Source organism: Desulfallas sp. Bu1-1, from assembly GCF_015594625.1.
Classification (GTDB): Bacteria; Bacillota; Desulfotomaculia; order Desulfotomaculales; family Desulfallaceae; genus JADNRQ01.
The window spans coordinates 119414-145323 of sequence record NZ_JADNRQ010000004.1; the positions used below are offsets into that span (position 1 = coordinate 119414).

A 25910-nucleotide genomic window follows, 5' to 3' on the forward strand; every position below is an offset into this window, starting at 1 on the left:
ACTTCTCATTCCAGTTTGGCTAAGGTTGGACTGGATATTGGAGGTATAAGAGGGGATTTAAATTATGCAGGTGAAAACAGAGCAAACGGTATTAATAATTGGCGGAGGTGGCGCAGCCTGCCGTGCTGCAATAGAAGCGGCGGATGCTGGGGCCAGGGTGATAATGCTGTTGAAGGGTAAGCTGGGGGCAAGTGGGGCAACGGCCTACAAGGTGGCCGAAATGGCCGGTTTTAACGTGGCGGACGGTCAGGTGGATCCTGATGATACGCCGGAAGAACATTATAAAGATATTATGACTGCCGCACATGGTATGGCCGACCCAAAATTGGCGCGTTTGGTGGCGGAAGAAGCGCCTCTGGCTTTAAAAACCCTGGAGGACTGGGGGGTGCGATTCGAGCGGGACGGGGATAATTACCTTGAGTTCCTGAGTTGTTTTGCCAGTCGTCCTCGCACCCATGTAATTAAAGGACATGGCGAACCAATTATTCAGGTCTTAATTCCTCAGCTAAAAAAACGCAACATTACTGTTTATGAAGAATGCTTGGTAACGAACCTGTTTATTCAAGACGGCGAGTGCATAGGTGCCGGTTTTATCGATCAGGGCGGCGAATATAAGGCCATTGCCGCCGGGGCGGTGATCCTGGCGACAGGTGGGGCCGGTCAGCTTTTTGCCAGGAATCTTAATCCGCTGGACATTTGCGGTGATGGTTACACGCTGGGATATGAAGCCGGGGCGGAACTGATCAACATGGAGTTCATGCAGGCCGGAATCGGTATAATTCATCCCGTGGTCAATATTTTAAACGGCTGGGTTTGGTCTGCGCATCCCCTGTTGACAAACAAATACGGTGAGCAGTTTTTGTCCAACTACCTGCCGGAAGGGATTAAAGCGGAGGAGGTAATGGATACCCATTCCCATCACTTTCCCTTTAGTTCATCGGATATCTCAAGGTACATTGAAGTTGCTATCCAAACCGAAATCGCGGAAGGACGCGGGACCGATCAAGGCGGGGTCAACCTGGATTTTACCCTGTTAAACGATGATTACCTTAAAGCACTTCCGCCTGATAGCGCTTTTTGCAAGATGTGGAACATCACCCGCGAATATCTTTTATCTCGAGGAGTGGATGTGCTACGGGAACCGGTGCAAATTGCCTGCTTCGGGCATGCAATTAACGGCGGGTTAAGAATCAACGAGCAAGGGCAGACATCGGTTCCAGGTCTTTACGCAGCCGGGGAAGTGGCCGGCGGGCCCCACGGCGCCGACCGTTTGGGCGGAAATATGATGGTGACCTGCCAGGTATTTGGCGCCCGGGCCGGTCGTTCCGCGGCTATGGTGGCGCTGGGGAAAAAAACTGCCGAAATCCCCGCGTCTTTGATAGGCCGGGAAAAAGCCCGGCTCCAAGAACGGATAGGAAGGTCCGTTGATGTTTCCGGTCTTAAGAAAAAACTTCAGACCAGCGCCCAAAACAGGCTATTGGTAAGGCGCAGTGAAGCCGGGCTTGAGCAGTTTATGAATACGATTGCCGAGGTGCGTGATGAAATATTCAGTGCTCCAACCGCACCATACCTGAGCCGTGATGTATGGGAGCTTTTAAGCCTTCTTTGCGCCGGAGAAATAATGGCCTGTGCCGCCCTTGCACGTAGGGAAAGCCGGGGTAGCCATTTCCGTACCGATTTCCCGGAACGTGATGATGTTAGATTTGGCTCACCCTCGGTTATCACCAGGGGAACGGGTAAGCCCGAATTAAGCGTTTTACAATTTAAGTAAGCTATTTAAGCAATGAGTTTGTTAATAAATAAAACCATATTCCAATTGGAGGATTGTTATGCAAAAGAAAGTAGTGACTTTTGGTGAAATAATGCTTCGCCTGTCAACACCCGGCCATTCAAGGTTTGTACAGGCTGATTCCTTTGACGTAACTTACGGTGGTGGAGAGTCCAACGTAGCTGTTTCATTGGCCCAATTTGGTCTCAATGCCTGTTATGTAACTAAAGTTCCCAATAATCCCATTGGACAATGTGCTATAAACCATGTGCGCCGCTTTGGTGTAAATACGGATTACATCGCCCGGGGTGGCGAACGTCTTGGGATTTATTTTTTGGAAAGTGGTTCTTCGCAGCGGCCTTCTAAAGTAGTTTATGACCGTAGCAATTCATCCATTAGCCAGGCTGTGCCGGAAGATTTTAACTGGCGGGAAATTTTTGAAGGGGCGGATTGGTTCCACTGGACAGGTATCACCCCGGCTATCAGCGACAGTGCCGCTTCCTGTGTCCGGGAAGCCTGCAAAGTAGCCAAGGAAATGGGCGTTACCATAAGCTGCGACTTGAACTACCGCAAGAAGTTGTGGACTAGGGACAAGGCTAACAAGGTGATGACCGGTCTTATGGATTACGTCGATGTATGCGTTGGCAACGAAGAAGATGCGGCGGACGTTTTTGGTATCAAGGCGGCGAAGACCGATGTAACCAAAGGGAAATTACATGCTGAAGGCTACAAAGATGTAGCCAGGCAATTGGTGGAAAAGTTTAATTTAAAATATGTAGCTATTACTTTAAGGGAAAGTTTCTCAGCCTCGCATAATGGTTGGTCCGGATTATTATATGACGGCAAGGAATTTTATCAGTCACGGAAGTATGATATCATTCCCATCGTTGACCGGGTAGGCGGCGGAGATTCTTTTTGCGCCGGTCTTATTTATTCGCTGGTAACAGGCAAAAAGCCACAAGACGCCATTGAGTTTGCGGCGGCGGCTTCTTGTTTAAAACACACAGTTCCGGGAGATTTTAATCTAATTACCGTTGATGAAGTTGAGCTGCTGGCCAGGGGTGATGCAAGCGGCCGGGTGCAAAGGTAATTAACCTTTTAAAGGAGTTGTGGGTTAATGCTGAAAAAACATGAACAATTAAAAAGAATTATGGATGTAGGAATTGTCGCCGTTATTCGGGCGGAGTCCGCCGGTAAGGCTATTAAGGTTATTGAAGCTGTGCGCGAGGGAGGTATCCCCGCCATAGAAGTAACGATGACGGTACCGGGAGCTATTGATGTGATTAAGGAATTATCCCGCAATTTTAAAGAAGAAGAAATGTTGATTGGAGCAGGCACGGTGCTGGATGCCGAAACCGCCCGTGCCTGCATCCTGGCCGGAGCTCAATATATTGTGAGCCCCGGCTTAAATCCTGCCACCATTCGCTTGTGTAACCGTTATCAAAAAATCTGTATGCCTGGTTGTGCCACAGTAACTGAAATGCTAACTGCTATGGAATTGGGGGTTGACGTGGTAAAACTTTTCCCTGGTGAATTGTTTGGACCCCGGTCCATAAAGTCCTTCCGGGGCCCGCTTCCCCACATTAATATAATGCCTACAGGCGGTGTTAATCTGGACAATGTCGATCAGTGGATTAAAGCCGGCGCCGTGGCTGTTGGCGTAGGCAGCGATATAACCAAACAGGGACTGGCAACCGGCGATTATAACCTGATCAAAGAAACAGCGCGGGCATTTGTTGAGAAAATTGCCCGGACTCGCTCCATGCTGGCCAATTAAGCAATTAAAAACGGATGTTTGTTCATTTTAAAGGGGGGATTTTTCTGACGGTCAGAGTAGCGATTAATGGTTTCGGAAGAATTGGCAGAAATGTCTTTAGGGCGGCCATACATAGAGATGATCTCGAAATTGTCGCCATCAATGATTTAACAGATCCTAAAACGCTGGCACACCTGCTAAAATTTGACTCCGTCCATGGAACTCTAACTGAACCGGTTCTGGCCATGGATAATTGTATTAGCGTAAATGATAGGCTAATTAACGTTTTTTCCGAACCTGAACCCCGGAATTTACCCTGGGGTAAATTGAATGTGGATGTGGTTGTGGAATCTACGGGGCGTTATACCAGGGGGGATGATGCCCGTCAACATGTTTTGGCGGGCGCTAAAAAAGTGGTTATCAGCGCTCCCGGCAAGGGTGTAGATGCCACCATTGTTATGGGAGTAAATCATCATACCTATGACCCCGCCAGGCATCACGTAATTTCTAACGCCTCATGCACCACCAACTGTTTGGCTCCGGTCGTTAAGGTGATTCATGAAAGATTTGGTATAAATTATGGTACTATGACAACAGTGCATTCTTATACTAATGACCAGCGAATTTTGGATTTGCCGCATAAAGATCTTCGCCGGGCCAGGGCGGCGGCCATGTCGATTATTCCCACTTCTACCGGCGCGGCCCGGGCGGTGAGCCTTGTGCTTCCTGAAATGGCCGGACGGTTAAACGGACTGGCTATGAGGGTTCCCACCCCGAACGTGTCGGTGGTTGATTTTGTGGCTGTTATTAATAAGCCTGCTTCGGTTGATGAGGTTAACTTGGCCTTAAAAGAGGCCGCTGAAGGAGAATTGCAGGGTATACTGGAGTACTGCGATTTACCGCTGGTATCAAGGGACTTTTACGGTAATCCTCATTCCTCAATAGTAGATGCTTTATCCACTATGGTGATTGGTGATAATATGATAAAAGTAATAGCATGGTATGATAATGAATGGGGTTATTCCTGCCGTGTAGTAGACCTGGTTGCTTATATAGGAAATATGTAAAAACATTAGTATCACATATAAATAGAATTGCGTTTGTTCAAAACCGGTAAATAGCTAAAATTCAGCGAAAGTTCCAGAGAGATACTGACCAAATAAAAAACTCCTTATAATAGAGATATGGGTTGTCTTTGCCCAAATCTCCAGAATAAGGAGAACTACAGTGCAGTTCAAGGATACTATATAATTTTTATTATATCAACTGCATAAACTACTTTATAATAAAATTCTCCTCAGTGTCTTGACAACTAAAAAGTAAATCTCAGCGAGTATCGGTATGGATTAACTTTGGTAATATAGATATGATCACTTCGACGCCAGACCCATGTCTATATTACCACCGTCCATTGATCGTCAAATTTGAGTGAAAAATTAAGTTTACCAGTAAAGGGTACGACAAACGGAACAGTTTTGCGTACCCTATAATTTTACTTTCGAACGAGGGGTAAAATTTTTCCGGCGCCGAAATTATTCGCACCGACCGGGACGGAGCGGTTATGTTCAGCACCTGTTCAACTACCCCCAACTGAAGTTGGGGGGTTGCGGCACTCATGCTTAAGTCGACTTTCAGTCGATACCAATCCCACCTGCTTTAGCAGGCGGTGGTTAAGTTTAATTTCGGGATTTTTTGTGCTTAAAAGGATAAATATTGCGAATGGAGTAATTACTTTAACGCGGAGTAAATCTTTGTGTTTTCTTAGCAAGGGGGGCTAACGGGTGGACCATGCTGAAATCAACTCCTTCAACCTGGCGGTGCTCAACTCGCTGACGGCGCATATTGCTGTTTTGGACGGCGAAGGCAATATCATCGCCGTAAACGAATCCTGGAAGCAATTCGGCCGGGAGAATGGCGCCGACGCCGCCACTATTTCCGCCACCGGCCGGAATTACCTGGAAGCCTGCCGGCGGGGGGCAGGTGAGGGTTGCGCTACGTCGGCCCTTGCCCTGGCCGGGATTCAGTCCGTTTTGGAAGGTTCCCGTGCCCGGTTTGCCATGGAATATCCATGTCATGCGCCAGGGGAAAAACGGTGGTTTCTGTTGAATGTAACCCGCCTGTCCGGCGGGACCGGTGGAGCGGTGGTTTCACATACCGATATCACGGGGCGGAAGAAAAACGAGGAGCGGCAGCAAGCGGAACTGGCCATACTGTCCGAACTGGCTAATTTTAAAAACTTAAAGCAATCAATCAGTAATGTACTTAAAATATTAACCGGGGTGATCGGCTGCGATGCGGCCGCCATTAGACTTTCCGAAGGAGATGATTTCACTTACTTCGCCCACACTGGTTTTGAGCCGGACTTTATAGCAAAGGAATATTCCCTGTGTTCCTTTACCCCGGACGGAACGCCGAAAAAAAGCGACGATGGAAGAACCGTTCTGGAATGCCTGTGCGGCAAAGTGTTGCGGAACCAATTGAGCGGTTTTATCAACGAAAAGTACCTGACCAATTATGGTAGTTTTTTTACCGGCTCCGCTTCTTTGCTGCGGGAAGATCCGGCCGGGCCGCTGCAACTGGAGGGACCCTGGCGGCTTACCTGTTTGACTGCCGGTTTCGAAACCCTGGTGCTGGTGCCCATTAAGGATGAAGGTGAAAACATCGGTCTCTTGCAGCTGAACGGAACGGGCAAAGACCGCGTTTCCCGCGAGGACATGCCCTTTTTGGAACTGGTTAGCAGGCATATCGCTTCCGCCATAAGGCATTTAAAAGATGCGGAGGCCCTTCAAAAACGGATGTTGTACGACCGGGTCACGGCCGGGGCCATGGCCATCTTGTCGGGGTATGATAATCGCGGCGAAGTGTTGAAAAAATTAATCGACCTGCTCACCAGACGTCTGGGTTACAATGCAGGGGCCTACTACGCTTATGACGAGTGGACACGGTCCTTTGAACGGGTTATTTGCCGGTCCGTTCAAAATGATCCCGTGGGAACACCCGCATCCCTTGAGGATCAGGCGATCATCGACACGGCTTTTGACAAGCGGACCCTGATTATTGAACGGCAGGAAAAAGCCGGGCTTTCTACGAGCGCCGGTCATCCCCTTGTTCGGGCTATTTTTCCGGTATATTACCAGCAAATGATCCAGGGGGTGCTTTTAATTGATGCGGGCAGAGCTGTGGAAGAGGAAGAAATTAAATTCCTGGAAAAGGTGGCTGTGCAACTGGGTATCACCCTGCACGGCATCAAGCAGTTTGAGGATCTGAAGCTTTTATCACAGGAACTCGGCGACAGGCAGCGGGAAATAGAAAGCAAAAACCGGGAACTGGAACATGCCAACAAGGCTAAAAGCGAGTTTCTCACCAACATGAGCCACGAGCTCAGAACGCCTCTCAATTCCGTGATCGGTTTTTCCGAGTTGTTGGAAAGACAGCTTTTTGGCCAGCTAAACGAACGCCAAATGGAGTACGTCAGGGATATCAAGGAAAGCGGGGAACACCTGCTGGCCTTGATCAATGACATCCTCGATCTTTCCAAGATCGAGGCGGGGGCCATGGAGTTGGACTTAAGCGACGTATTCCTGCCCGACCTTTTGCAGGGCAGCATCCGCATGTTCCGGGAAAAAGCCATGAAAAAGAATATCAAACTGGATATGCGGCTTGATGAAAGGGTCGGAACCGTATTTGCCGATGCCCGTAAAATCAAACAGGTTATTTTTAATCTGCTGTCCAACGCGCTTAAGTTTACGCCGGAAGGCGGAAAGGTCGAACTGTCCGTCACCCTGGAGAACAACAGCGTGCTGGTCCGGGTACGCGATACCGGTATCGGGATATCGGAAGAGGACAGGGAAAAAATCTTCCTGGAGTTTTCCCAGGTGGACGGGTCTCTGTCCAGGCGGCACGAGGGAACGGGTTTGGGCTTGGCTTTGTCCAAGAAACTGGTGGAAATGCACGGTGGTAAGATCTGGGTGGAAAGTGAACTGGGCGTGGGAAGTGAGTTTATATTCAGCCTTCCCGCGGAACCGGTGCCGCCGCCGGCAGAGGCGCGGAGTGACCGACCCGGCCGGGGTGCGGATATTGATCAGCGGCCCGGAAAAGAACCCCTGGTACTGGTTGTTGAGGATGATGACCGGGATGCCAGGTTGATTGAGTCTTATTTAAAGAGCGAAGGTTACCGGGTGGTCCGCGCGGTGAACGGCCGGCAAGGCCTGGAAATGGCCCGGAAGCTGTACCCGCAGATAATTACTCTGGATATATTGATGCCGGTGATGGATGGATGGGGTTTGTTGAAAAAGCTTCAGGCCGACCGGGAATTAAGGGGTATACCCGTAATTATCATTTCGGTGGTTTCGGATTTGAAAAAAGGCCTGGATTTCGGGGCGTCGGAGGTTCTGGTAAAGCCGTTCGACCCCGGTATCTTGGCCGGCATTGTCCGCAACAGGTTGAGCAAAGACGCTTCACCCGTATTCAGGCGCTTACCCACCATTCTGGTTATTGATGACGACCCCAGGGCCGTGGAAATTATTGCGGGCAATTTGACGGATCACGGTTATCGCGTGCTCAAAGCCTACGGCGGCGCGGAGGGGATCAGAAGGGCCCGGGAAGACAGGATTGACCTTATTTTGCTTGACCTGATGATGCCCGAGATCAACGGCTTCGAGGTGGTTAAAACAATTAAACGGGACCCCCGGCTCAAGCACGTGCCGGTAATTGTACTCACGGCCAAAATATTAACCAGGGGGGATTACGAGAAACTGCAGGGGTTGGTTGAAGCGGTTAAGGAAAAAGGCAGCTTCAGCCCGACCTTGCTGCTTGCCGAGGTGCGCAGGGTGCTGGAAAGGCGGGGTACGGGCGGGGGTGATTTGACGCAATGAAAAGCAAGGTGATTTTAATCATTGAGGATAATGAAAAAAATTTACGCTTGGTCCACGACATCCTGGAATCACAGGGTTACAGGGTTATACAGGCCCGCAGCGGTAAAGAGGGAATTGAGACGGCGCGGGAGCAAAGACCAGATCTCATCATCATGGATATCCAGATGCCCGGTATTGACGGCATAACGGCAACCAGGATCCTCAAACAGGATGAACGGACCTGTAACATACCGGTCATCGCTTTAACCGCCATGGCCATGAAGGGCGACAGGGACCGAATTTTACAGGCCGGGTGCGACGGGTACCTACCAAAACCTGTCCGGTTTGACGCGCTTCTGGAAGCGGTGGAGAACGGCTTTAAGCCGGACAAGGATTGACCCGTCGCGAGGTAATTTGTCCTAGTTGCCCAGGCTGTGAACAGGCGCCGGGATCCGGCCTCCCCGTTTGATGAAACCGGCGGAGGAAAAACGGTGCACCGGCATCACCGGCGCCCGGCCCAGCAGGCCGCCGAATTCCACGTGGTCGCCCACTTGTTTGCCGGGGGCGGGGATTATCCGCACGGCGGTGGTTTTCTGGTTAATGACGCCGATGGCCACTTCATCGGCAATTATAGCCGAGATAGTTTCCGCGGTGGTATCCCCCGGCACAGCGATCATGTCCAGGCCCACCGAGCATACGCAGGTCATGGCCTCCAGTTTGTCCAGGTGCAAAGCGCCTTCTTCCACCGCCCTGATCATGCCGGCGTCCTCGCTGACCGGGATGAAAGCGCCGGAAAGGCCGCCCACGTAAGACGAGGCCATGGCGCCGCCCTTTTTGACGGCGTCGTTCAATAAGGCCAGGGCCGCTGTAGTGCCGTGGGTGCCGCAGCGCTCCAGCCCCATGGCTTCCAGTATTTCGGCCACGCTGTCACCTACCGCCGGGGTGGGGGCCAGGGAGATATCCACGATGCCGAAGGGCACGCCCAGCCGCGCCGCCGCGGTGCGCCCCACCAATTCGCCCATGCGGGTGATCTTGAAGGCGGTTTTTTTGATTGTTTCGGCCAGGGTGCCGAAATCGCCGTCTCCTGCCCGCTCCACGGCCCGCTTGACCACGCCGGGCCCGCTAACTCCCACGTTGATGACCGATTCCGGTTCGCCCACACCGTGAAAGGCGCCGGCCATGAAGGGATTATCCTCGGGCACATTGGCGAAAACCACCAGCTTGGCGCAACCCAGACCGTCGCGCTCGGCGGTCAGGGATGCGGTTTCCTTGATTACCCGGCCCATCAGTGCCACTGCGTCCATGTTGATGCCCGCATGAGTGGTGGCTACGTTAACCGACGAACACACCCGCTCGGTATAAGCCAGGGCGGTGGGGATGGAATCGATCAGTTTCCTGTCGCCGCCGGTGATGCCCTTGTGCACAAGAGCCGAGTAGCCGCCGATAAAGTTGACCCCCACCTCGGCTGCCGCCCGGTCAAGGGTTTGGGCGAAGATCATGTAATCCCCGGATTGGCTGCACCCCGCCACCAGCGCGATCGGTGTCACCGAAATGCGCTTATTGACGATCGGGATACCGTATTCCCGCTCGATGTCTTCCCCCACCCGGACGAGGTTGCCGGCCAGCCTGGTGATTTTATCATAAATTTTGGTGCAGGCGACCCGGGGGTCGGCGTCCGCGCAATCCAGCAAATTAATGCCCATGGTGATGGTGCGGATATCCAGGTGTTCTTCCTGGACCATTTTAATTGTCTCCACGATTTCCTGAATGGTAAGCAAAATAACCCCTCCTGTATTACAACCTGTGCATGAAGTTGAATACGTCCTCGTTTTGGGCGTCTATGCGCACCCCCAGTTCGAAGCCTTTGGCGATAAGACGGTCCTTGAGCGTGGAGAGGTCGATTTTGCTTTGTTCCATGTCGGCGATGAGCACCATGACCAGGAATTCCTGCATGATAGTCTGGCTGATGTCGAGGATATTGATATTGTTTTCAGCCAGGATAGTGGTGACACCGGCGATGATGCCCACCCGGTCCGGGCCTATGACGCTGATGATGACGCGCCGGCCCTTTTTTTCGCCCGCGTTCAAGTATTTCATTGGATATCGCTCCCGTTTTCTTTTTCCTTTGTCTTTTCAGCCGCCAGCAAGGCGGCGTTGTAAACCTCCCGGATGGGGACGCCGCGTTCCAGCGCGCGGGCCCGGCAATCCTCAAATTCGGGGCTGAACCGGGCGGGGGTCTCCCCGTTGCCTGCATAGGCGATTTTTACCCGCACCGGGCCGTATTCCGTCGTTACGGTTAAAAAGCCCCGCGGCAAACAGGCGCGGTTTTCCGCGCGCACGCGTACGCCCAGGGTGGATGTTTCTTTGAATATTTCGGTCATGATGACGTCCCGGTTTTCTTTACGAGCTAGTACGGTAAGCATTACACCGGGGCGGCCCTTTTTCATAATGATTGGCTGAAGGTAAGCGTCCAGCGCCCCTTCCGCCAGGAGTTTTTCAATCAGGTATGGGTAAAATTCGGGATTCATGTCGTCAATGGCTGTTTCCAGCACCAGTATTTCTTCCCATGTGTAATTCATCGTTCTCAATTTGCTTTACTTCCTCCATTATTATATCCGGGATTTGTTGGATTGTCCCGTTAATATTTCGCCTGTGGCAGATGAGATTCCTTTATTGAAAATTTAGTTATATTTCATTGACAAACTGTTTTAAACAATGTAACCTGAAAGAAATGTCCAAATTGTACCAGATTTTCAGTTTTGATAATTAGTTAAATGATATTACTGTGAAAACCCGGTATTTGTATCTGGCGTTCCGGTGGTTTCTTCCGTTCGTTTCGCAATTTTACTCTTGAGACCGGTGAAGCTTGTAGTTAACGCTTGCAACCTGCTGCCCAACTACTTCTTCACGCCCTAAGGGGTCGTGGCTCTTGGGATATGACGGGCTAGTGACCGCATCCAGTGCTTCACTCACTCTAGAAATCCACCGGACGCCTGCCGCTGTGGTGTTATTACAGCTAAATCGTTTAATAAATTAATCACAAAGGAGGTAATGTTAATGGCAAAATTTCTCAGGGTTGATATGTCCGGAAAAAAGGCTGTCTATGAAGAAGTACCGGAGAAATACCTGGCGCTGGGCGGCCGGGCATTAACTTCCCAGCTGGTGGCCGACGAAGTGCCCCCCACTTGCGACCCGCTGGGGCCGTTCAACAAGCTGGTCATCGCCCCCGGCCTGCTCTCGGGTACCAGCGCGCCGTCCTCCGGGCGCCTGTCCGTAGGCGGCAAGAGCCCGCTCACCGGCGGCATCAAGGAAGCCAACGCGGGCGGCATTACTTCGCAGAAACTGGCCAACCTGGGGATCAAGGCCATCATTGTTGAAGGCAAGCCTGCCGGTGGAGGTTTATCCCTGCTTAAAATTACCCCGGACGGCGCAGAATTATTGCCAGCCGACGATCTGGCCGGCAAGGGGACCTACGAGGTGACCGCCACCTGTCGCCGGCGCTACGGCGATAAAGTTGGCGTAATTACCATCGGCCCCGCCGGTGAAATGCTCATGCTGTCCGCCGGTGTGACCAATAACGACAGCGACGGCAACAGCAGCCGCTACGCCGGGCGCGGCGGCCTGGGCGCCGTGATGGGCTCCAAGGGCCTGAAAGCCATCGTGGTGGACTGCCCCAAAACATTCGACGTGCCGGTTAAGGACCCTGAGCGGTTCAAGGCGGCGGCTAAAAAATTTTCCAAGATCCTGCTGGACAACCCGACCTGCGGCCAGGGCCTGCCCAATTACGGCACCAACGTGCTGATGAACATTATCAACGAGGCTGGAGCGCTGCCTGTACGCAACTTCAGATTCGGACGTTTCGACAAAGCGGGTGAGGTCAGCGGTGAGAAGTTGGCCGAGGTGGCCGTCGCCCGCGGCGGCAAGGCCACTCATGCCTGCCATCCCGGCTGCGTCATGCGCTGCTCCAACGTGTATCCCATGCCGGACGGCAAGGTCTGCGCTCCCATCGAGTACGAAACCGCCTGGTGCTTTGGACCAAACCTGGAAATCGGCGACCTGGACGTGATTGCCAAATTGAACTATATCTGCAATGACGTGGGGCTGGATACCATTGAAACGGGCTGCACCCTGGGCGTGCTTATGGAGGCGGGCGTGATCCCCTTCGGTGACGGCCAGGCCGCCATCGCCGCCCTGGAGGAAGTGGGCAAGGGCACCCCGCTGGGCCGGATTATCGGCAGCGGCGCCACCAACGCCGGCAAGGTGTTCGGTGTCACCCGGGTACCCGCCGTGAAGGGCCAGGGCATCCCGGCCTACGACCCGCGCGCCTGCAAGGGCAACGGCGTTACTTACGCCACCACCCCCATGGGCGCCGACCATACCGCGGGATACGCCGTTACGGCCAATATTCTCAGAGTGGGCGGCTATGTCAACCCGTTGGAACCCTTCGGCCAGGTGGAATTGTCCCGCAACCTGCAGGTGGCCACCGCCGCCGTGGACTCCACGGGCCTGTGCCTGTTCGTGGCCTTTGCGGTACTGGACAACCCCGAGGCTTTACCCGCAATAGTAGAAATGATTAACGCCCAGTACGGCACCGCGCTGACGGTGGAAGACGTGGCCGCACTGGGGCAAAACGTGCTCAAGGTGGAGCGCAAGTTCAACCAGGAAGCCGGCTTTACCAGGGCCGACGACCGGCTGCCCGAGTTCTTCTACACCGAGGAGTTGCCGCCGCATAACACCAGGTTTGACGTCAAGGGCGAAGAACTGGACGAGGTGTTCAACTTTTAAGACGAGGTATTTACTTTTCATCTGAAAATAGCCGTATGCTATTTTCATGCTCGGTTGTGAGTCAGAGGTACATGGGGATTTAATATATAAAAAGCGGGGTTACGGTGGGTTACTTCAACCCCGCTTTTTTATAACTATAACATAGCTGCTAAAAAGGGAAGGTCGTATGTAGAATGGCTTAAAACCCGATTTATTTTTGTACTGGAATAATAAAGGTAAACTTTGTTCCTTTACCTTGAATGCTATCCACAGTAATTTGACCGCCATGGGCTTCTATTATAGCCTTTGATATAGCCAGTCCAAGTCCACTTCCTTCCTTATAGTTGCTCCCTTTGTAAAAACGATTAAAAATATGGGGTAAATCCGGTTGCGGTATGCCGATACCGGTATCTATGATACTGATTTGGAGAAAATCATCAAGTTGAGTAATCTTGACAGTTATCAACCCGCTTTCCGGGGTGTACTTTAATGCGTTATGAATTAAATTATTGAAAACCTGTACTATTCTGTCCGGGTCTATAAAAACCAACGGCAAGTCTTTAGGTAAATCATATGAAAACCTGATATTCTTCTTTTCAAAAAGGATTGATACTTCTTCAAAGTACTGGTTGAGCATCTCTGCTAATTTAACGAATTTAAAATTCAATGCCTGCCCGGATTCAAGTTGGGATAATATAAATAAATCACTAATTAATCGTTCCATTTGCAGGCATTTGGTATAAATCTTTTTGAGGCATTGCTCCATTTCCGCCTGGTCCATGGGAAGGCTGTCCTTTATTGTTTCAACGTATCCCTGTATTATCATCAAGGGTGTTCTTAATTCGTGCGACACATTTGTAAGCAGTTCTTTGCGGGATTGTTCCGTTTTGCTTAGCTTTTTTATGGTTTGTTCCAGCTGCCGGTTCATTTTAGTTAATTCTATTGTTCTTTTTTTGACTTTTATATCCAATAACTGGTTTAGTTCCGTCAGTTCGCGGTTAAGTTTTTCTTTTTCCAGGGCTTTTTGTTTTAATCTTTGAATAGTTTCATATAACTTTTGGGACATATCATTAAACGTTCTAGATAACAAAGCTATTTCATCATTTGATTTTACAGGAATTTTTATAAATTCTCCTTTGCTGATGGCTTTTGCACCCTCGGTTAACTTTTTAATCGGTTTACTGATTTTGTTGGAAAACAGGATTGATAACCCGATACTAAACAATATTAATACGATGAAAAAGGCAAGAAAGTGTTTTAATATCGAAACTATTGAATCATTTATTAGTTTTTTTACGTTTAATTGAAATGGAAGAAAAATCTCTGCTTCGGGAATAACATAAATTAATTTCCAGTGTGCAGGAGAAGAATAAAGAACTAAATACTTTTTTTGATTGATTTCGATAAATTTATAACCAGAATAACTAGTTTTGATTAGTCTGTGTATTTCCTTAGGCAATACATTAATTGCCAGCTCATTGGAGTAATCCGGCAATTTGTGATTGCTGTAAATAATCTCACCTGTATTGGTTACCAGGGCGGCATAGGCATTGGGTTGGGAGAATTTAATATTTAAAATATTATTTACTATCGCTTCCAGTTTTACATCAACGCCTACCACTCCAATAAATGAACCGTTTTTGGAATATAGGGGCGCGTTGCAGGTTATAATTAAACCCTGTGTTGTAATATCATTGTAAATGTGAGTCCAGGTTACTTTTTTACCGGGGTTGTGTTTTGGGTCGGCACTGTAGTAAAACTCGTATTCCTGAAAGTTCAAATCAGCAGGCCATAATTTTTTGTTTATTAGAAAAGCATAGTCTAATTTGGGATAAACCCGTAAAGCATTTTCAGCCAGTAAAACATAAGCCAGTACAATATTTTTATTGTTCAAGACAGCTGATCGCAAAAGGGGATCGAGGTGTTTTAGCTTATAAATCTTTTCCATTAAATCCGCGGTAGGTTTGGTTGTGTTACTGATAAAGAAATTGGAAATTTCATAACCCTGGTAATACAAGGGACTGGATGAAAGGTAACCAAGATTATCTTTTGTTATTATTGTTTTGGTATTGGGATAAGTATAATCGTTTAGGTGATTTAATATGTCTTCAGCCCTTTCTTGCAGTATCTGTACTGCACATTCTATTTCATAGATTTGTAATTCAGTAATTTTGGCCTGGGATAAAATATTGTCCTCCTGCAGCGGAAGGATATTTTGCATGATGTATTTTTTGGATTCAAGCGTGGTTTTGTTAATTAAATTCATGGCTTCAAATACAGAGAACAAGCTAAAAAAAATAATCGGCAGCAAGGTTGTTAAAAGCATAAATATTAATATTTTAATGTAGACGGATGAGTCAAATATCTCCTTGAGCCTTGTTAAATAATAAGCCAATTGTTTTGAACGCATTTTATTTAACCTGCCTGAAGTTTATTTTGCAAATTTATATCCTACTCCCCAGACCGTTTTTAAATATTCAGGTTCTCTGGGGTTTTTTTCTATTTTTTCTCGAATTCGCTTGATATGCACTATTACTGTTCGACTATCACCCATGGCTTCATCTTGCCAGATTCTTTCATAGAGTTCTTCACGGCTAAAAATTCGGTTGGGGTTGGTAGCCATTAAGGCCAACAACTCAAATTCTTTGGCCGTAAAACTGATAGGCTTACCCGATACGAAAACTTCGTGACTGCTAAGATTTATTTCCAGGGAACCATGGTTGATAATATTATTATGCTTGTCTGAGCTGCATTCATGATGATAACACCTGCGCAAAAGGGCTTTTACGCGGGCGATCAGTTCGTTTAAACTAAACGGTTTGGTTAAATAGTCATCTCCCCCCAAACCCAGTCCCAAAACCTTATCCGATTCGTCGCTTTTAGCGCTGATAAAAATAATGGGGGTAGATTTATTTTGACGTATCTTTCTGCAGATATCAAAGCCGTCCGCACCCGGAAGCATTATATCCAGTATTATTAAATCCGGCGCCCAAAATTGCATTAATCTAATTGCTTCATCGGGGCTAGAGGTTGTCAATACTTCAAAACCTTCCCGGTAGAGGTATTTCTTGATTAATTCCAGCATTTCAATTTCATCATCAACAACAAGTATTTTTTTCATAAACATCCCTCCAATTATGTTAGGCATAATCAGAGATTTCAGCGGTTGAAAAAAACCTGATTAGGTTCAAAAGTAAAATTATGAAAAAAGCAGTTTTTTTTGACATCTGCAGTCTTAGCTGCAGATTTAATTATTTTTTTAATTATATCATAACTTTTTAAATAATTTTTATATTAAGAAAATTTTTACTAAAAGTTCATTTTAATTTCATTTTTATTTTAGTTTTTCTTATTAATTGTTAGTTATAGTTGTTTAAAAACAGTGAAGCATTCAAAAAAGTTGATCTTCAAAAGGGAGGTTGGTCATCAAAAATAGTTGATAAAAATATAAATGTTGCCGTTTAACTTAAGATTAAAAGTTAATTTGAACTAAACATTTTGTCAGCAGGTTGACTGAAGTGGGGGTGTTCGCATGATAATTGGTGTTCCAAAGGAGATTAAAGACAATGAGAACCGGGTTGCAATAACACCTTCGGGTGTTTCGGAATTGAAAGGTGACGGCCACGAAATACTGGTGCAGGCCGGTGCGGGTGAGGGCAGCGGCATTACGGACAGTGAATATATCAGCGCCGGTGCCAGAGTTGTGCCTTCGGCCGAGGCAATTTACAGAAACTCTGAAATGATCCTTAAGGTCAAGGAGCCCATTGCTTCGGAATATGACTTTTTGGGGCAAGGACAGATTTTATTTACTTATTTACATTTAGCAGCGGATAAAACACTTACTGAAGTTTTAGTACAGAAGGGCGTTTCCGCCATTGCTTATGAAACTGTACAGACTGATAAAGGCACTTTACCTTTGCTTGCGCCCATGAGTGAAGTTGCCGGAAGAATGGCCATTATAATCGGCGCCCAATATTTGCAACGCGTTCACGGGGGGCGTGGATTACTGCCCGGGGGGGTTCCCGGCGTTTTACCGGCCAATGTATTGATCATCGGAGGCGGAACTGTGGGCATAAATGCGGCTAAAATGGCCGTCGGGCTGGGGGCAAATGTTACTATTTTGGACGTTAATATTGATCAGTTGCGTTATATTGATGATATTTTCGGATCCAAGGTAAAGACTTTCAAGTCAACGGCTTACAACATAGCTTCATTGTTGCCCACATGTGACCTGTTAATCGGCGCGGTTTTGATTCCCGGGGCAAAGGCACCTAAGCTGGTAACCAGGGAAATGCTTCAAGAAATGCCGGTAGGCTCTGTAATTGTTGATGTTGCCGTTGACCAGGGCGGATGTATTGAAACCAGCAGGCCAACGACGCACAGCAATCCTACCTTTGAAGTTGACGGAGTAATACACTATTGCGTGGCCAACATGCCGGGCGCGGTACCCAGAACATCAACTTTTGCCCTGAGCAACGTTACGTTACCTTACACCAGATTATTGGCTAAATACGGTGTAAAAAAAGCCATTAGGGAAAACAAAGAATTAGCCAGGGGGGTGAATGTTATTGACGGAAAAATAACCTGTCAAGGGGTGGCAGAAGCGCACTGTATGGGAGAATATTTAAAACAAATTATTTAAATTTAGTGATTATTTAATCAAGGAGGAGTTTTATATGGCAAAGATTCCATCAAATGTTGACTGGAACAAGGTTAAGGAGTGGGATGAAAAATATTACGTGCATCTGGATGTTACCAAGGAAGAATACGCACACGTTCCGGTTGCGGCGGTGGAAGGCGATTATATCATTTTGCCGGATGGCACAAGGCTGCTTGACTTTTTTAACCAGCTTTATTGTGTGAACGCGGGACAGTGCAACCCTAAAATCCAGCAGGCTATTAGAGAAGCAACAGAAAGGTACGGCCACCTTTGGGAAGCTTATGCCACGGATTACCGCTCCAAGGCAGCAAAGCTTTTAATAGAAGATATATTGGGTCCCGATGATTGGGCAGGCAAGGTTAGTTTTGTTTCCACCGGCAGTGAGGCTGTTGAAAAGGCTTTGATTTTGGCAAAACTGTACAAGAACAGGCCCAACATTATCACCAGGGAATATGCTTACCACGGTTGGACCATGGGAGCAGCTGGTTGCACAAGGTTGAGAGGTATTAGAAGCGGCCTGGCAGACCCCAAGGACCCGGTGGTATGCAGGGTTGTGCCCAATCACCCCGGTTCGGGGTACCACCTTGCCCCTGCCCCGAACTGCTTCAGGTGCAGCCTGGGACATACCTATCCCGAATGCAAGTTAAGCGATGGCAAGCTGCCGTGTGTGCTGGCAACCGAATACAAAATTAAATCTATTGGCCCAGATACCGTTGCCGCCATGATTACTGAAATATCTTTTGGCGCTGCTACAATTCACCCACCCAAAGAATATATTCCACAAATTCGCCAAATGACTAAAGAACTGGATATTCTTTGGATCTGTGATGAAGTATTAACCGGTTTCGGTCGTTTAGGCACATGGTTTGCGTACCAGCAATATGACGTTAAGCCTGACATTATGACCATGGCTAAGGGTATAGTCAGCTCGGCATTGCCGGCCGGTGGGGTTGTAATCAGCAAGGAGATTGCTGAATTCCTTGATGAGTGGAGATGGTGGCATGTCGGCACTTTCTCGGCGCACCCGGTGGCAATGGCGGCGGTAGCTGCTAACTTGGAATACATGCTGGAAGTTGACCTGCCTAAAATGGCTGATGAAGCAGGCAAGTACTTCGGGGCCAAACTCAAGGAACTGGAAGAAAAACATAAGTGCGTAGGGCTTGTTGCAGGCAAGGGAATGCTTTGGCAGGTTGAAATTGTTAAAAATAAGAAGACCAAGGAATTGTTTGCACCCGAGGATCGCCATACGGTTTATGCCGGGGATATTAGTATGTATCCCAGTGTATTTATTCGCAACAAGTGCGTTGAAAAAGGCGTTATGCTTGGCGGGTTTACCCCCAATACCCTGCGTATCGGGGCATCGCTAAATGTTACCAAGGAGTCAATGGATAAAGCTATTGACGCCCTCGATTATGCGCTGGGTTGCCTGGATGAATATTGCACCGAGTAAAGTATGCAAGCTCAAGAATAAATATCCGGCTTGGTAGAGTTGATTCTACCAAGCCGGAAAAATTCCTTGCAAACCTAGGAAAGGGATGATTAAAAACATGTCCGAAAGCCAAGAATTGAAAAGGGTTTTGGGTATGGGCTCCATTTTTGCAGTCTCTGTCGGACTTGTCTGTGCTTCCAGCACGCTTGTCAGTAACTTTAACGGGTTTGGTATTGCAGGGCCTGCTTTTATCATCTCGCTGATAATTGCTTTTGGATTAAACTTGCTGGTGGTGTTGTCTTTTTCAGAACTGGCCACAATGTTTCCGCAGGCCGGGGGTATTTATCAATATACCAAGGAAGCTTTTACAAGGGGTAAAGCCATTTTAAGCACAGGGGTGGGAACTACCTACTGGGGTATGATGGGCTTTGTTTTTGCCGCGGAAATTGGAGCCGGTGCTTGGGCTTTGCAACATGCCACAGGGGTTGGCAGCCTTGTAAGTTGGATTCTATTTATCACGATCACCTGCTGTGTTATCAACTTGTTAGGTATTCAGTTGGCAGCTTGGGTTGAAATGTTATTAGTAATTTTTATGATTATCGTAAGGGTCGGTTTTGGATTGATTGCAGCCGGAGGAGCGACTCAGGCCGGCAAGTTTGATTGGGGTTTAATCGCTAATTTTGCCCCGTTTGGCTGGGGTGCGGTATTTTTAGCCATTCCCCTTGCCTTTTGGCTTTTTGTCGGACTCGAATTTGCGGTTCCCCTAGTTGAAGAAACAATTGATCCCGAAAGAAATCTACCCTGGGGGATGATTCTAGGCATACTGGCCATCCTCTTCATCAATGTGGCAATGGGTTTGGGGGTTGTCGGTGTTCTTGACCCCGTTAAGGATAATGCCTTGCTGGTTGGTAATAGTCCGCAAATTGACGTCGGTATGGCATTGTTGGGGAAATTTGGCCTGTTGCTCATGGGTATAGCTTCTTTTACCGCTTCAATGGGCTCGGTTAATGTAGCTTTCGCGTCCATACCCAGGATTGCTTATGCCATGGCGAGGGAAGGCTTGTGGCCCAAAATTTTTGCCTACGTTCATCCCAAGTACAAAACGCCCTGGGCGGCAATCTTCCTAACCTTTATTCTGTTTACGATAGGCCCTATGCTGTGGAATGACGTGGTATATTTGATCAATGCGTCAGCTTTTATCTGGCTGTTGATATACCTATGGAGCAATTTTTTGGTAGTGAAATTTAAAATTGACCGCCCAAATCAACCCAGGCCTTTTAACAACCACATCCTTGTACCCGTATTCGGTGTGCTGTTGATTGCCGCGGTTGAGTATTTCACCTTTAAAGGGGCATGGGATGTTATCGGCATTGGGATTGCGTTTATGTGCTTATGTTTTATCTATGCAGCAATTTGGACATCTTTCAATAATCAGAAAATTGATAATATTGAAGCTAAAGCAACACAAACATCAGAATAATTAGCGTGAGTAAAACCGATATAAAAATGGGTGTGAACATGCGCCGTGTTTATGACGTTAAGAGACTGGCGATATTAAAGCAGGTTGCGGAAGTTTTATCCGGCCTGGGGGTTGGGTGTCAAATATGCGAGCAAACTAAAACGGCCATGGTTGGCAGTTCAGTATGGGATCGATTAGAGTTAAAGTTTGTCACTGAAAAAAAAATGATGGGTGCCATGATTAAAAGTTTGCACGAAGGAACTGTAAAATGCAGCTGCCCGTGTCAGCAGGGTACAAAACTGGATGCTAGGCTGAGATGGAGCGGGAATTTGATTAGGGCAAAACCTTTCTTTGCGAGTAGGAATAACGATTGTGTTATTGGCCGTTTGCTAAAAAGCTTCAATAACGATGAAAGTTTCATTGCTCTTGTTAATCGAGGCGGGATTAAATCTTTAAGGGCGACTTGTAACTCAAGTGTAGGTAATAAAGTGATTAACCTGCAACTTCAACCCATGGCAGGCACGATTTCTGTTATATATTTCCCACCCGTTCCTCCCTTTACGGTGAATTTGCATGAGGAAGAAATTAAATCTTGCTACCTTATTTTTGAACAAATTGGAAATTTACTAATAAAGAATTTAATTGTTAAAGAAAGAGGGGGTTGACTATGGATAAAATTGTTCGCGTTAATATGAGTGACCGAAAAATTAGTATAGAGGAACTGCCGGCCGAATTCCAGGGTTTGGGCGGGAGGGGGCTTACTTCCGCGATAATTGCCAAGGAGGTTCCTCCCGCCTGCCACCCGCTGGGCGAAAGTAATAAGCTGGTTTTTGCGCCGGGCCTTCTGACAGGTACGCGCGCTCCTTCATCCGGGCGTTTGTCCGTGGGTGGAAAAAGCCCCTTAACGGGTGGGATCAAGGAAAGTAATGCGGGAGGCATAACCCCGCAAAAGTTGGCCAACCTCGGGATCAGGGCGCTTATTATTGAGGGCAAGCCAAAAGACGACGGGATTTATCTCCTTCACCTCAACGAAGGGGGCGCTGAGTTGGTCCCGGCGCCGGAATTAAAAGGCCTGGGTACTTATGAGGTTAATCATAAATTGAGGCAGAAGTATGGTAAAAATGCCGGGATCATTTGCATTGGCCCGGCGGGGGAGATGTTGATGGCCGGTGCGGGGGTATCAACCAATGATATGGAGGGGCATCCGGGCCGTTATGCGGGCAGGGGCGGCCTAGGGGCGGTAATGGGTTCCAAAAAGCTCAAGGCCATTGTTATAAATTGCAGTACAACCTTTGATGTACCTGTTAAAAACAAGCAAAAATTTGAAAGCGCCGCTAAAAAGTTCACTGAAATTATAAGAAATCACCCCTTAACCAGCCAGGCCTTGCCCGCCTTTGGGACTGCCGCTCTGGTTAATGTAATCAATGAAGCCGGCGCGCTTCCCACCCGGAACTTTAAATATGGTAGATTTGAGCGGGCCAGTGAAACAGGCGGCGAGAAAATTGCCGAGATTGTGGGTAAGAGGGGTGGTAAAGGTAAGATGGGGCACCAATGTCATCCCGGGTGTGTAATTCACTGTTCCAATATTTATCCCGATGAAAAGGGAGAAGTGCTGTGCGCCCCTGTTGAGTATGAGAGCGTATGGGCTTTGGGAGCCAATTGCGAAATTGACAACATTGATCAAATTGCCGAGCTAAACAGGCTCTGTAATGACATCGGTTTGGATACCATTGAAACAGGGGCTGCCCTGGCGGTGGCCATGGAAGCCGGAGTTATATCGTTTGGAGACGGCCAGGGGGCTATCCAGTTATTGAAAGAAGCAAGAAAGGGAAGCCCCATGGGAAGAATTATCGGCCATGGCGCAGCCATTACAGGAAAAATTTTTGGGATCACCAGAGTGCCTGTTGTAAAGGGCCAGGCCCTGGCTGCTTATGACCCGAGGGCTGTCAAGGGTATAGGGGTAACCTATGCTACATCTCCAATGGGAGCGGACCATACTGCGGGCTATTCCGTAGCCGCGAACGTGCTGAAGGTTGGAGGTTTTGTAGAACCTTTGGGAACGGAAGGGCAGGTGGAGTTATCCAGGGATTTACAAATTGCCACGGCTGCAGTTGATTGTACCGGCTTATGTCTTTTTGTCGCTTTCCCTGTCTTAGATGATCCTGAAGGGTTACCCGCAGTTATCGAGATGATCAACGCAATGTACGGTGTAAATTTAACCGGCGATGATGTCGTCGCCTTGGGCAAGCAAGTGTTGAAAACGGAACGCGAGTTTAACCTGGCAGCCGGCCTTGGCAGGTCATCAGACGATCTACCGGAATTTTTGCGCCGTGAGCCGGTGACAACTCATAACACGGTATTTGATATAAACAAGGATGAATTGGACAAATTATTCAATTTTTAGATGTTCCTCCCCATAGTATGAATTATAATCCCTCCCCGTACTTCGGGGAGGGGTAAATTTCTTCAGGTAAGGAGTGTTGGGTATATGACTGCTCGTACAGGTTCAATAAAGGTAAAAACCGGAATGGCTGAAATGCTCAAGGGTGGCGTGATCATGGATGTTACCAATGCGGAGCAGGCCTTAATAGCCCAAGAGGCCGGTGCGGTGGCTGTCATGGCTCTGGAAAAGGTTCCGGCGGATATACGCCGGGAAGGCGGAGTGGCGCGAATGTCCGACCCCAGGATTATTCGAGAAATCATGCATGCGGTAACAATTCCGGTTATGGCCAAAATTCGGATCGGACACTTTGTTGAGGCCCAAATCCTTGAGGCACTTGAAATTGATTTTATTGATGAAAGCGAAGTACTTACACCTGCCGATGAACATCATCATGTTAACAAACATGATTTTACCATTCCCTTTGTTTGCGGGGCGCGCAATTTAGGAGAGGCTTTGCGCAGAATAGGCGAGGGTGCCGCCATGATTCGTACCAAGGGTGAAGCGGGGACGGGAAATGTTGTGGAGGCAGTGAGGCACATGAGGACGATAATGAGCGAGATCCGTAAAGTGGTGAACATGAATGAAGACGAGTTAATGGCTGAAGCAAAAAATATGGGCGCACCCTATGAACTCGTGAAGCTGGTTCATGATGAAGGGAAATTACCGGTAGTTAATTTTGCCGCCGGTGGAATTGCAACGCCAGCAGATGCCTCGCTAATGATGCAATTGGGTGCCGATGGCGTGTTTGTGGGCTCGGGGATATTTAAATCTGCCAATCCGGTTAAAATGGCCAAAGCAATTGTTGACGCGGTTACTTACTATAACGACGCCAATAAGCTATTGGAAATCTCCGAAAATTTAGGTATGGCAATGCCCGGCCTTAGCCTGGCTTCCATATCCGAGGAAAACAGAATGGCCGGACGGGGGTGGTAAGGTGAAAATAGGAGTTTTAGGTCTTCAGGGCGCATACAGGGAACACATGCAATGTCTCGGAAAACTTGGTATTGATACCATGGATGTTCGGTATAATCAGGATCTTAAGCATATTAATGGTTTGATCATTCCCGGGGGGGAGAGTACTGTAATAAGCAAGCTGGCCCAAAAAAACCTGTTATTTGATGCCATCAGGCAAAAAGGTTTATTAAACTTTCCCATTTGGGGTACCTGTGCCGGTTTGATATTACTAGCATCTGAAATTGAGGACAATTCCGTGGAACCTCTCAAGTTAATGAAAATCAAAGTCAGGAGAAATGCCTTTGGGCGGCAGAAACATTCTTTTGTAACAAAAATTAAATTAAGTGGATTTGCTGCTCAGGAAGAATTTCCGGGTGTATTTATAAGGGCTCCGCAAATTATTTCGATCGGTGACGGGGTGGAGGTGTTAGCACGATATCAAAAAAATATTGTTGCTTGTAAACAGGGTAATCTTTTGGCCACATCATTTCATCCGGAATTGACATCGGATCTCTTATTTCATCAAATTTTTCTGAATATAGTGCAAAGATCCATGGTGACCTCTTTGGCAGGCTAATAGGAGGGATATCAATGAACTTTTGGTTGGTGGAAGATCAAACTGAATGGTATAAGCTGCTCTGGAAAATTAAAGAGACATTACATGTGGAAAAGACAAAATATCAGCATCTGGCCATTGTTGAGATGGGATGCGGTCGGGCTTTAATCCTTGATGGAATTGTGCAAACAACTACCTGGGATGAATTTATTTACCACGAAATGCTGGCCCATGTGGCTTTGGTAACGCATCCTAAGCCACAAAAAGTATTAATTATCGGTGGAGGTGACGGGGGTACCGCAAGGGAAGTTCTAAAGCACAAAACTGTACAAAGTGTGGATTTGGTGGAAATTGACCAAAAGGTAATAGGAAATAGCATTAAGTATTTACCCAATATTTCCGATGCACTTACCGACGAAAAAGTGAAAATTATTATAGATGATGGCATTAAATATGCTCAAAGAACACAGGAACGATATGATGTTATTTTAATTGATTCGCCAGACCCCGTGGGGCCGGCTGTTGGGCTTTACAAGCACGATTTTTACCAGAATATTAGCAAGTTGTTGAACGAAAAGGGTATTTTGGTTGCCCAAACGGAGTCACCGTTTTTTAATCAAGATTTGTTAAAAACCAGTTTCAGCTCATTAGCTATACTTTTTCCCATAACAAGATTATACTTGGCCTGCATTCCTACTTATCCAAGCGGTTTATGGAGCTTTACATTGGCTTCAAAATATTATGATCCACTGGCTGTGAAATTGGATAACAAAATTAGCTTTGAGACCAAATATTACAATAAAGACATACATGTATCCGCGTTTGGGTTACCCACATTTATATTGCAGATGATTAATAATGCAGTTGTAGTTTAACAGGGCGTGTGTTGGCGGTCGTAATAAAAAGAATAAAGCGAAACCGGAATGGAGGTTTATTAAATGCTGGGTGCCCTTGAACAGGCAGAAAATTTTAAACAGCAAGTATTTGCAGCTGCCGGATCTGCTTCCCAGGCAGATCTTTTAATAAAAGCATATTATGACTTTTTAAATGTTTCTATTGCCAACCATGTTATTCTTGGCGTAGCAATTGTAATGGGCGTAACGATTATTTGCAATACCATATGGAAATGTGTGCAATGGATTTATCCGGCGTATACATTTGATAAAAAAAGGGTCAGAAATGATGTCCGGGATACGGTGGATTAAATTTAGGGTTAATCATGTAAAGCCTGAGCATCAGCCATCGAAAGACAATTTACGGTGATAGTA

At 47.6% G+C, this 25910-nt stretch carries 21 protein-coding genes; 16 read left to right on the plus strand and 5 right to left on the minus strand.

Features of this window, described 5'->3' with window-relative positions; all coding sequences use genetic code 11:
* Positions 1–64: 64 nt before the first annotated feature.
* The 6 genes from IT084_RS06145 (at position 65) to IT084_RS06170 (ending at position 8775) form a co-directional block, all read left to right on the plus strand.
* A complete protein-coding gene (locus tag IT084_RS06145) occupies positions 65–1771 on the plus strand; it encodes an FAD-binding protein (protein ID WP_195711975.1) in 1707 nt (568 codons plus the stop codon).
* Positions 1772–1829: 58 nt separating this feature from the next.
* Complete coding sequence (locus tag IT084_RS06150; protein WP_195711976.1) at positions 1830–2858, plus strand: sugar kinase; 1029 nt, start codon at positions 1830–1832, stop codon at positions 2856–2858.
* Between the two features lie 27 nt (positions 2859–2885).
* Positions 2886–3545, plus strand: coding sequence for a bifunctional 2-keto-4-hydroxyglutarate aldolase/2-keto-3-deoxy-6-phosphogluconate aldolase (locus IT084_RS06155; RefSeq protein WP_195711977.1), 660 nt, complete (start codon positions 2886–2888; stop codon positions 3543–3545).
* A gap of 44 nt (positions 3546–3589) precedes the next feature.
* Positions 3590–4591, plus strand: a complete 1002-nt coding sequence (gene gap / locus IT084_RS06160; RefSeq protein ID WP_195712069.1) for a type I glyceraldehyde-3-phosphate dehydrogenase — start codon at positions 3590–3592, stop codon at positions 4589–4591.
* A gap of 714 nt (positions 4592–5305) precedes the next feature.
* On the plus strand, positions 5306–8398 hold the full coding sequence (locus IT084_RS06165) for a response regulator (RefSeq protein ID WP_195711978.1): 3093 nt from the start codon (positions 5306–5308) through the stop codon (positions 8396–8398).
* Complete coding sequence (locus IT084_RS06170; RefSeq protein WP_195711979.1) at positions 8395–8775, plus strand: response regulator; 381 nt, start codon at positions 8395–8397, stop codon at positions 8773–8775. Before IT084_RS06165 ends, IT084_RS06170 begins: the two co-directional genes overlap by 4 nt.
* 21 nt (positions 8776–8796) lie before the next feature.
* On the opposite strand, the gene IT084_RS06175 is transcribed toward IT084_RS06170, so the two are convergent.
* Genes IT084_RS06175 through larC form a run of 3 tightly spaced genes read right to left on the minus strand, consistent with a single transcriptional unit; the run spans position 8797 to position 10956 of the window.
* Positions 8797–10155 (minus strand): PFL family protein, encoded by a 1359-nt coding sequence (locus IT084_RS06175; RefSeq protein ID WP_195711980.1) that lies wholly within the window; start codon positions 10153–10155, stop codon positions 8797–8799.
* 16 nt (positions 10156–10171) lie between these two features.
* The gene (locus IT084_RS06180) at positions 10172–10474 is read right to left on the minus strand and encodes an ACT domain-containing protein (RefSeq protein WP_195711981.1); all 303 of its coding nucleotides are present in this window, start codon (positions 10472–10474) and stop codon (positions 10172–10174) included.
* A complete protein-coding gene (larC, locus tag IT084_RS06185; RefSeq protein ID WP_243276805.1) occupies positions 10471–10956 on the minus strand; it encodes a nickel insertion protein in 486 nt (161 codons plus the stop codon). Before larC ends, IT084_RS06180 begins: the two co-directional genes overlap by 4 nt.
* 478 nt (positions 10957–11434) lie before the next feature.
* On the opposite strand from larC, the gene IT084_RS06190 reads away from it, so the two are divergent.
* Complete coding sequence (locus IT084_RS06190) at positions 11435–13162, plus strand: aldehyde ferredoxin oxidoreductase family protein (protein WP_195711983.1); 1728 nt, start codon at positions 11435–11437, stop codon at positions 13160–13162.
* A 190-nt stretch (positions 13163–13352) separates the two neighbouring features.
* Here the strand turns inward: IT084_RS06190 and IT084_RS06195 are convergent, their stop codons facing one another.
* Positions 13353–15551, minus strand: coding sequence for an ATP-binding protein (locus tag IT084_RS06195; RefSeq protein WP_195711984.1), 2199 nt, complete (start codon positions 15549–15551; stop codon positions 13353–13355).
* 21 nt (positions 15552–15572) lie between these two features.
* Positions 15573–16262 carry a response regulator transcription factor gene (locus IT084_RS06200; protein ID WP_195711985.1) on the minus strand — a complete coding sequence of 230 codons (690 nt, stop codon included), beginning with the start codon at positions 16260–16262 and terminating at the stop codon, positions 15573–15575.
* Positions 16263–16673: 411 nt separating this feature from the next.
* On the opposite strand from IT084_RS06200, the gene ald reads away from it, so the two are divergent.
* The 9 genes from ald (at position 16674) to IT084_RS06245 (ending at position 25847) form a co-directional block, all read left to right on the plus strand.
* Complete coding sequence (gene ald / locus IT084_RS06205) at positions 16674–17783, plus strand: alanine dehydrogenase (protein ID WP_195711986.1); 1110 nt, start codon at positions 16674–16676, stop codon at positions 17781–17783.
* Positions 17784–17817: 34 nt separating this feature from the next.
* Positions 17818–19251 (plus strand): aspartate aminotransferase family protein, encoded by a 1434-nt coding sequence (locus IT084_RS06210; RefSeq protein ID WP_195711987.1) that lies wholly within the window; start codon positions 17818–17820, stop codon positions 19249–19251.
* Between the two features lie 97 nt (positions 19252–19348).
* Positions 19349–20710 (plus strand): APC family permease, encoded by a 1362-nt coding sequence (locus IT084_RS06215; RefSeq protein ID WP_195711988.1) that lies wholly within the window; start codon positions 19349–19351, stop codon positions 20708–20710.
* Positions 20711–20715: 5 nt separating this feature from the next.
* Entirely contained in the window at positions 20716–21354 is a 639-nt protein-coding gene (locus tag IT084_RS06220; protein ID WP_195711989.1) for a hypothetical protein, read from the plus strand.
* Between the two features lie 2 nt (positions 21355–21356).
* A complete protein-coding gene (locus tag IT084_RS06225) occupies positions 21357–23093 on the plus strand; it encodes an aldehyde ferredoxin oxidoreductase family protein (protein WP_195711990.1) in 1737 nt (578 codons plus the stop codon).
* Positions 23094–23177: 84 nt separating this feature from the next.
* The gene (gene pdxS / locus IT084_RS06230) at positions 23178–24065 is read left to right on the plus strand and encodes a pyridoxal 5'-phosphate synthase lyase subunit PdxS (protein ID WP_195711991.1); all 888 of its coding nucleotides are present in this window, start codon (positions 23178–23180) and stop codon (positions 24063–24065) included.
* A gap of 1 nt (position 24066) precedes the next feature.
* Entirely contained in the window at positions 24067–24663 is a 597-nt protein-coding gene (gene pdxT / locus IT084_RS06235) for a pyridoxal 5'-phosphate synthase glutaminase subunit PdxT (protein WP_195711992.1), read from the plus strand.
* 14 nt (positions 24664–24677) lie between these two features.
* Complete coding sequence (gene speE / locus IT084_RS06240; RefSeq protein WP_195711993.1) at positions 24678–25517, plus strand: polyamine aminopropyltransferase; 840 nt, start codon at positions 24678–24680, stop codon at positions 25515–25517.
* Between the two features lie 63 nt (positions 25518–25580).
* Entirely contained in the window at positions 25581–25847 is a 267-nt protein-coding gene (locus IT084_RS06245; protein WP_195711994.1) for a hypothetical protein, read from the plus strand.
* Positions 25848–25910 lie beyond the last annotated feature (63 nt).

Bases quoted from the DNA above. Each gene is read 5' to 3' on its own strand.
- ald (WP_195711986.1), top strand. From the start codon at position 16,674: ATGATAATTGGTGTTCCAAAGGAGATTAAAGACAATGAGAACCGGGTT.
- larC (WP_243276805.1), bottom strand. From the start codon at position 10,956: ATGAATTACACATGGGAAGAAATACTGGTGCTGGAAACAGCCATTGAC.
- speE (WP_195711993.1), top strand. From the start codon at position 24,678: ATGAACTTTTGGTTGGTGGAAGATCAAACTGAATGGTATAAGCTGCTC.
- IT084_RS06200 (WP_195711985.1), bottom strand. From the start codon at position 16,262: ATGAAAAAAATACTTGTTGTTGATGATGAAATTGAAATGCTGGAATTA.
- IT084_RS06180 (WP_195711981.1), bottom strand. From the start codon at position 10,474: ATGAAATACTTGAACGCGGGCGAAAAAAAGGGCCGGCGCGTCATCATC.
- IT084_RS06225 (WP_195711990.1), top strand. From the start codon at position 21,357: ATGGATAAAATTGTTCGCGTTAATATGAGTGACCGAAAAATTAGTATA.
- IT084_RS06190 (WP_195711983.1), top strand. From the start codon at position 11,435: ATGGCAAAATTTCTCAGGGTTGATATGTCCGGAAAAAAGGCTGTCTAT.
- IT084_RS06145 (WP_195711975.1), top strand. From the start codon at position 65: ATGCAGGTGAAAACAGAGCAAACGGTATTAATAATTGGCGGAGGTGGC.
- IT084_RS06150 (WP_195711976.1), top strand. From the start codon at position 1,830: ATGCAAAAGAAAGTAGTGACTTTTGGTGAAATAATGCTTCGCCTGTCA.
- IT084_RS06215 (WP_195711988.1), top strand. From the start codon at position 19,349: ATGTCCGAAAGCCAAGAATTGAAAAGGGTTTTGGGTATGGGCTCCATT.
- IT084_RS06210 (WP_195711987.1), top strand. From the start codon at position 17,818: ATGGCAAAGATTCCATCAAATGTTGACTGGAACAAGGTTAAGGAGTGG.
- IT084_RS06245 (WP_195711994.1), top strand. From the start codon at position 25,581: ATGCTGGGTGCCCTTGAACAGGCAGAAAATTTTAAACAGCAAGTATTT.
- IT084_RS06170 (WP_195711979.1), top strand. From the start codon at position 8,395: ATGAAAAGCAAGGTGATTTTAATCATTGAGGATAATGAAAAAAATTTA.
- IT084_RS06155 (WP_195711977.1), top strand. From the start codon at position 2,886: ATGCTGAAAAAACATGAACAATTAAAAAGAATTATGGATGTAGGAATT.
- IT084_RS06195 (WP_195711984.1), bottom strand. From the start codon at position 15,551: ATGCGTTCAAAACAATTGGCTTATTATTTAACAAGGCTCAAGGAGATA.
- pdxS (WP_195711991.1), top strand. From the start codon at position 23,178: ATGACTGCTCGTACAGGTTCAATAAAGGTAAAAACCGGAATGGCTGAA.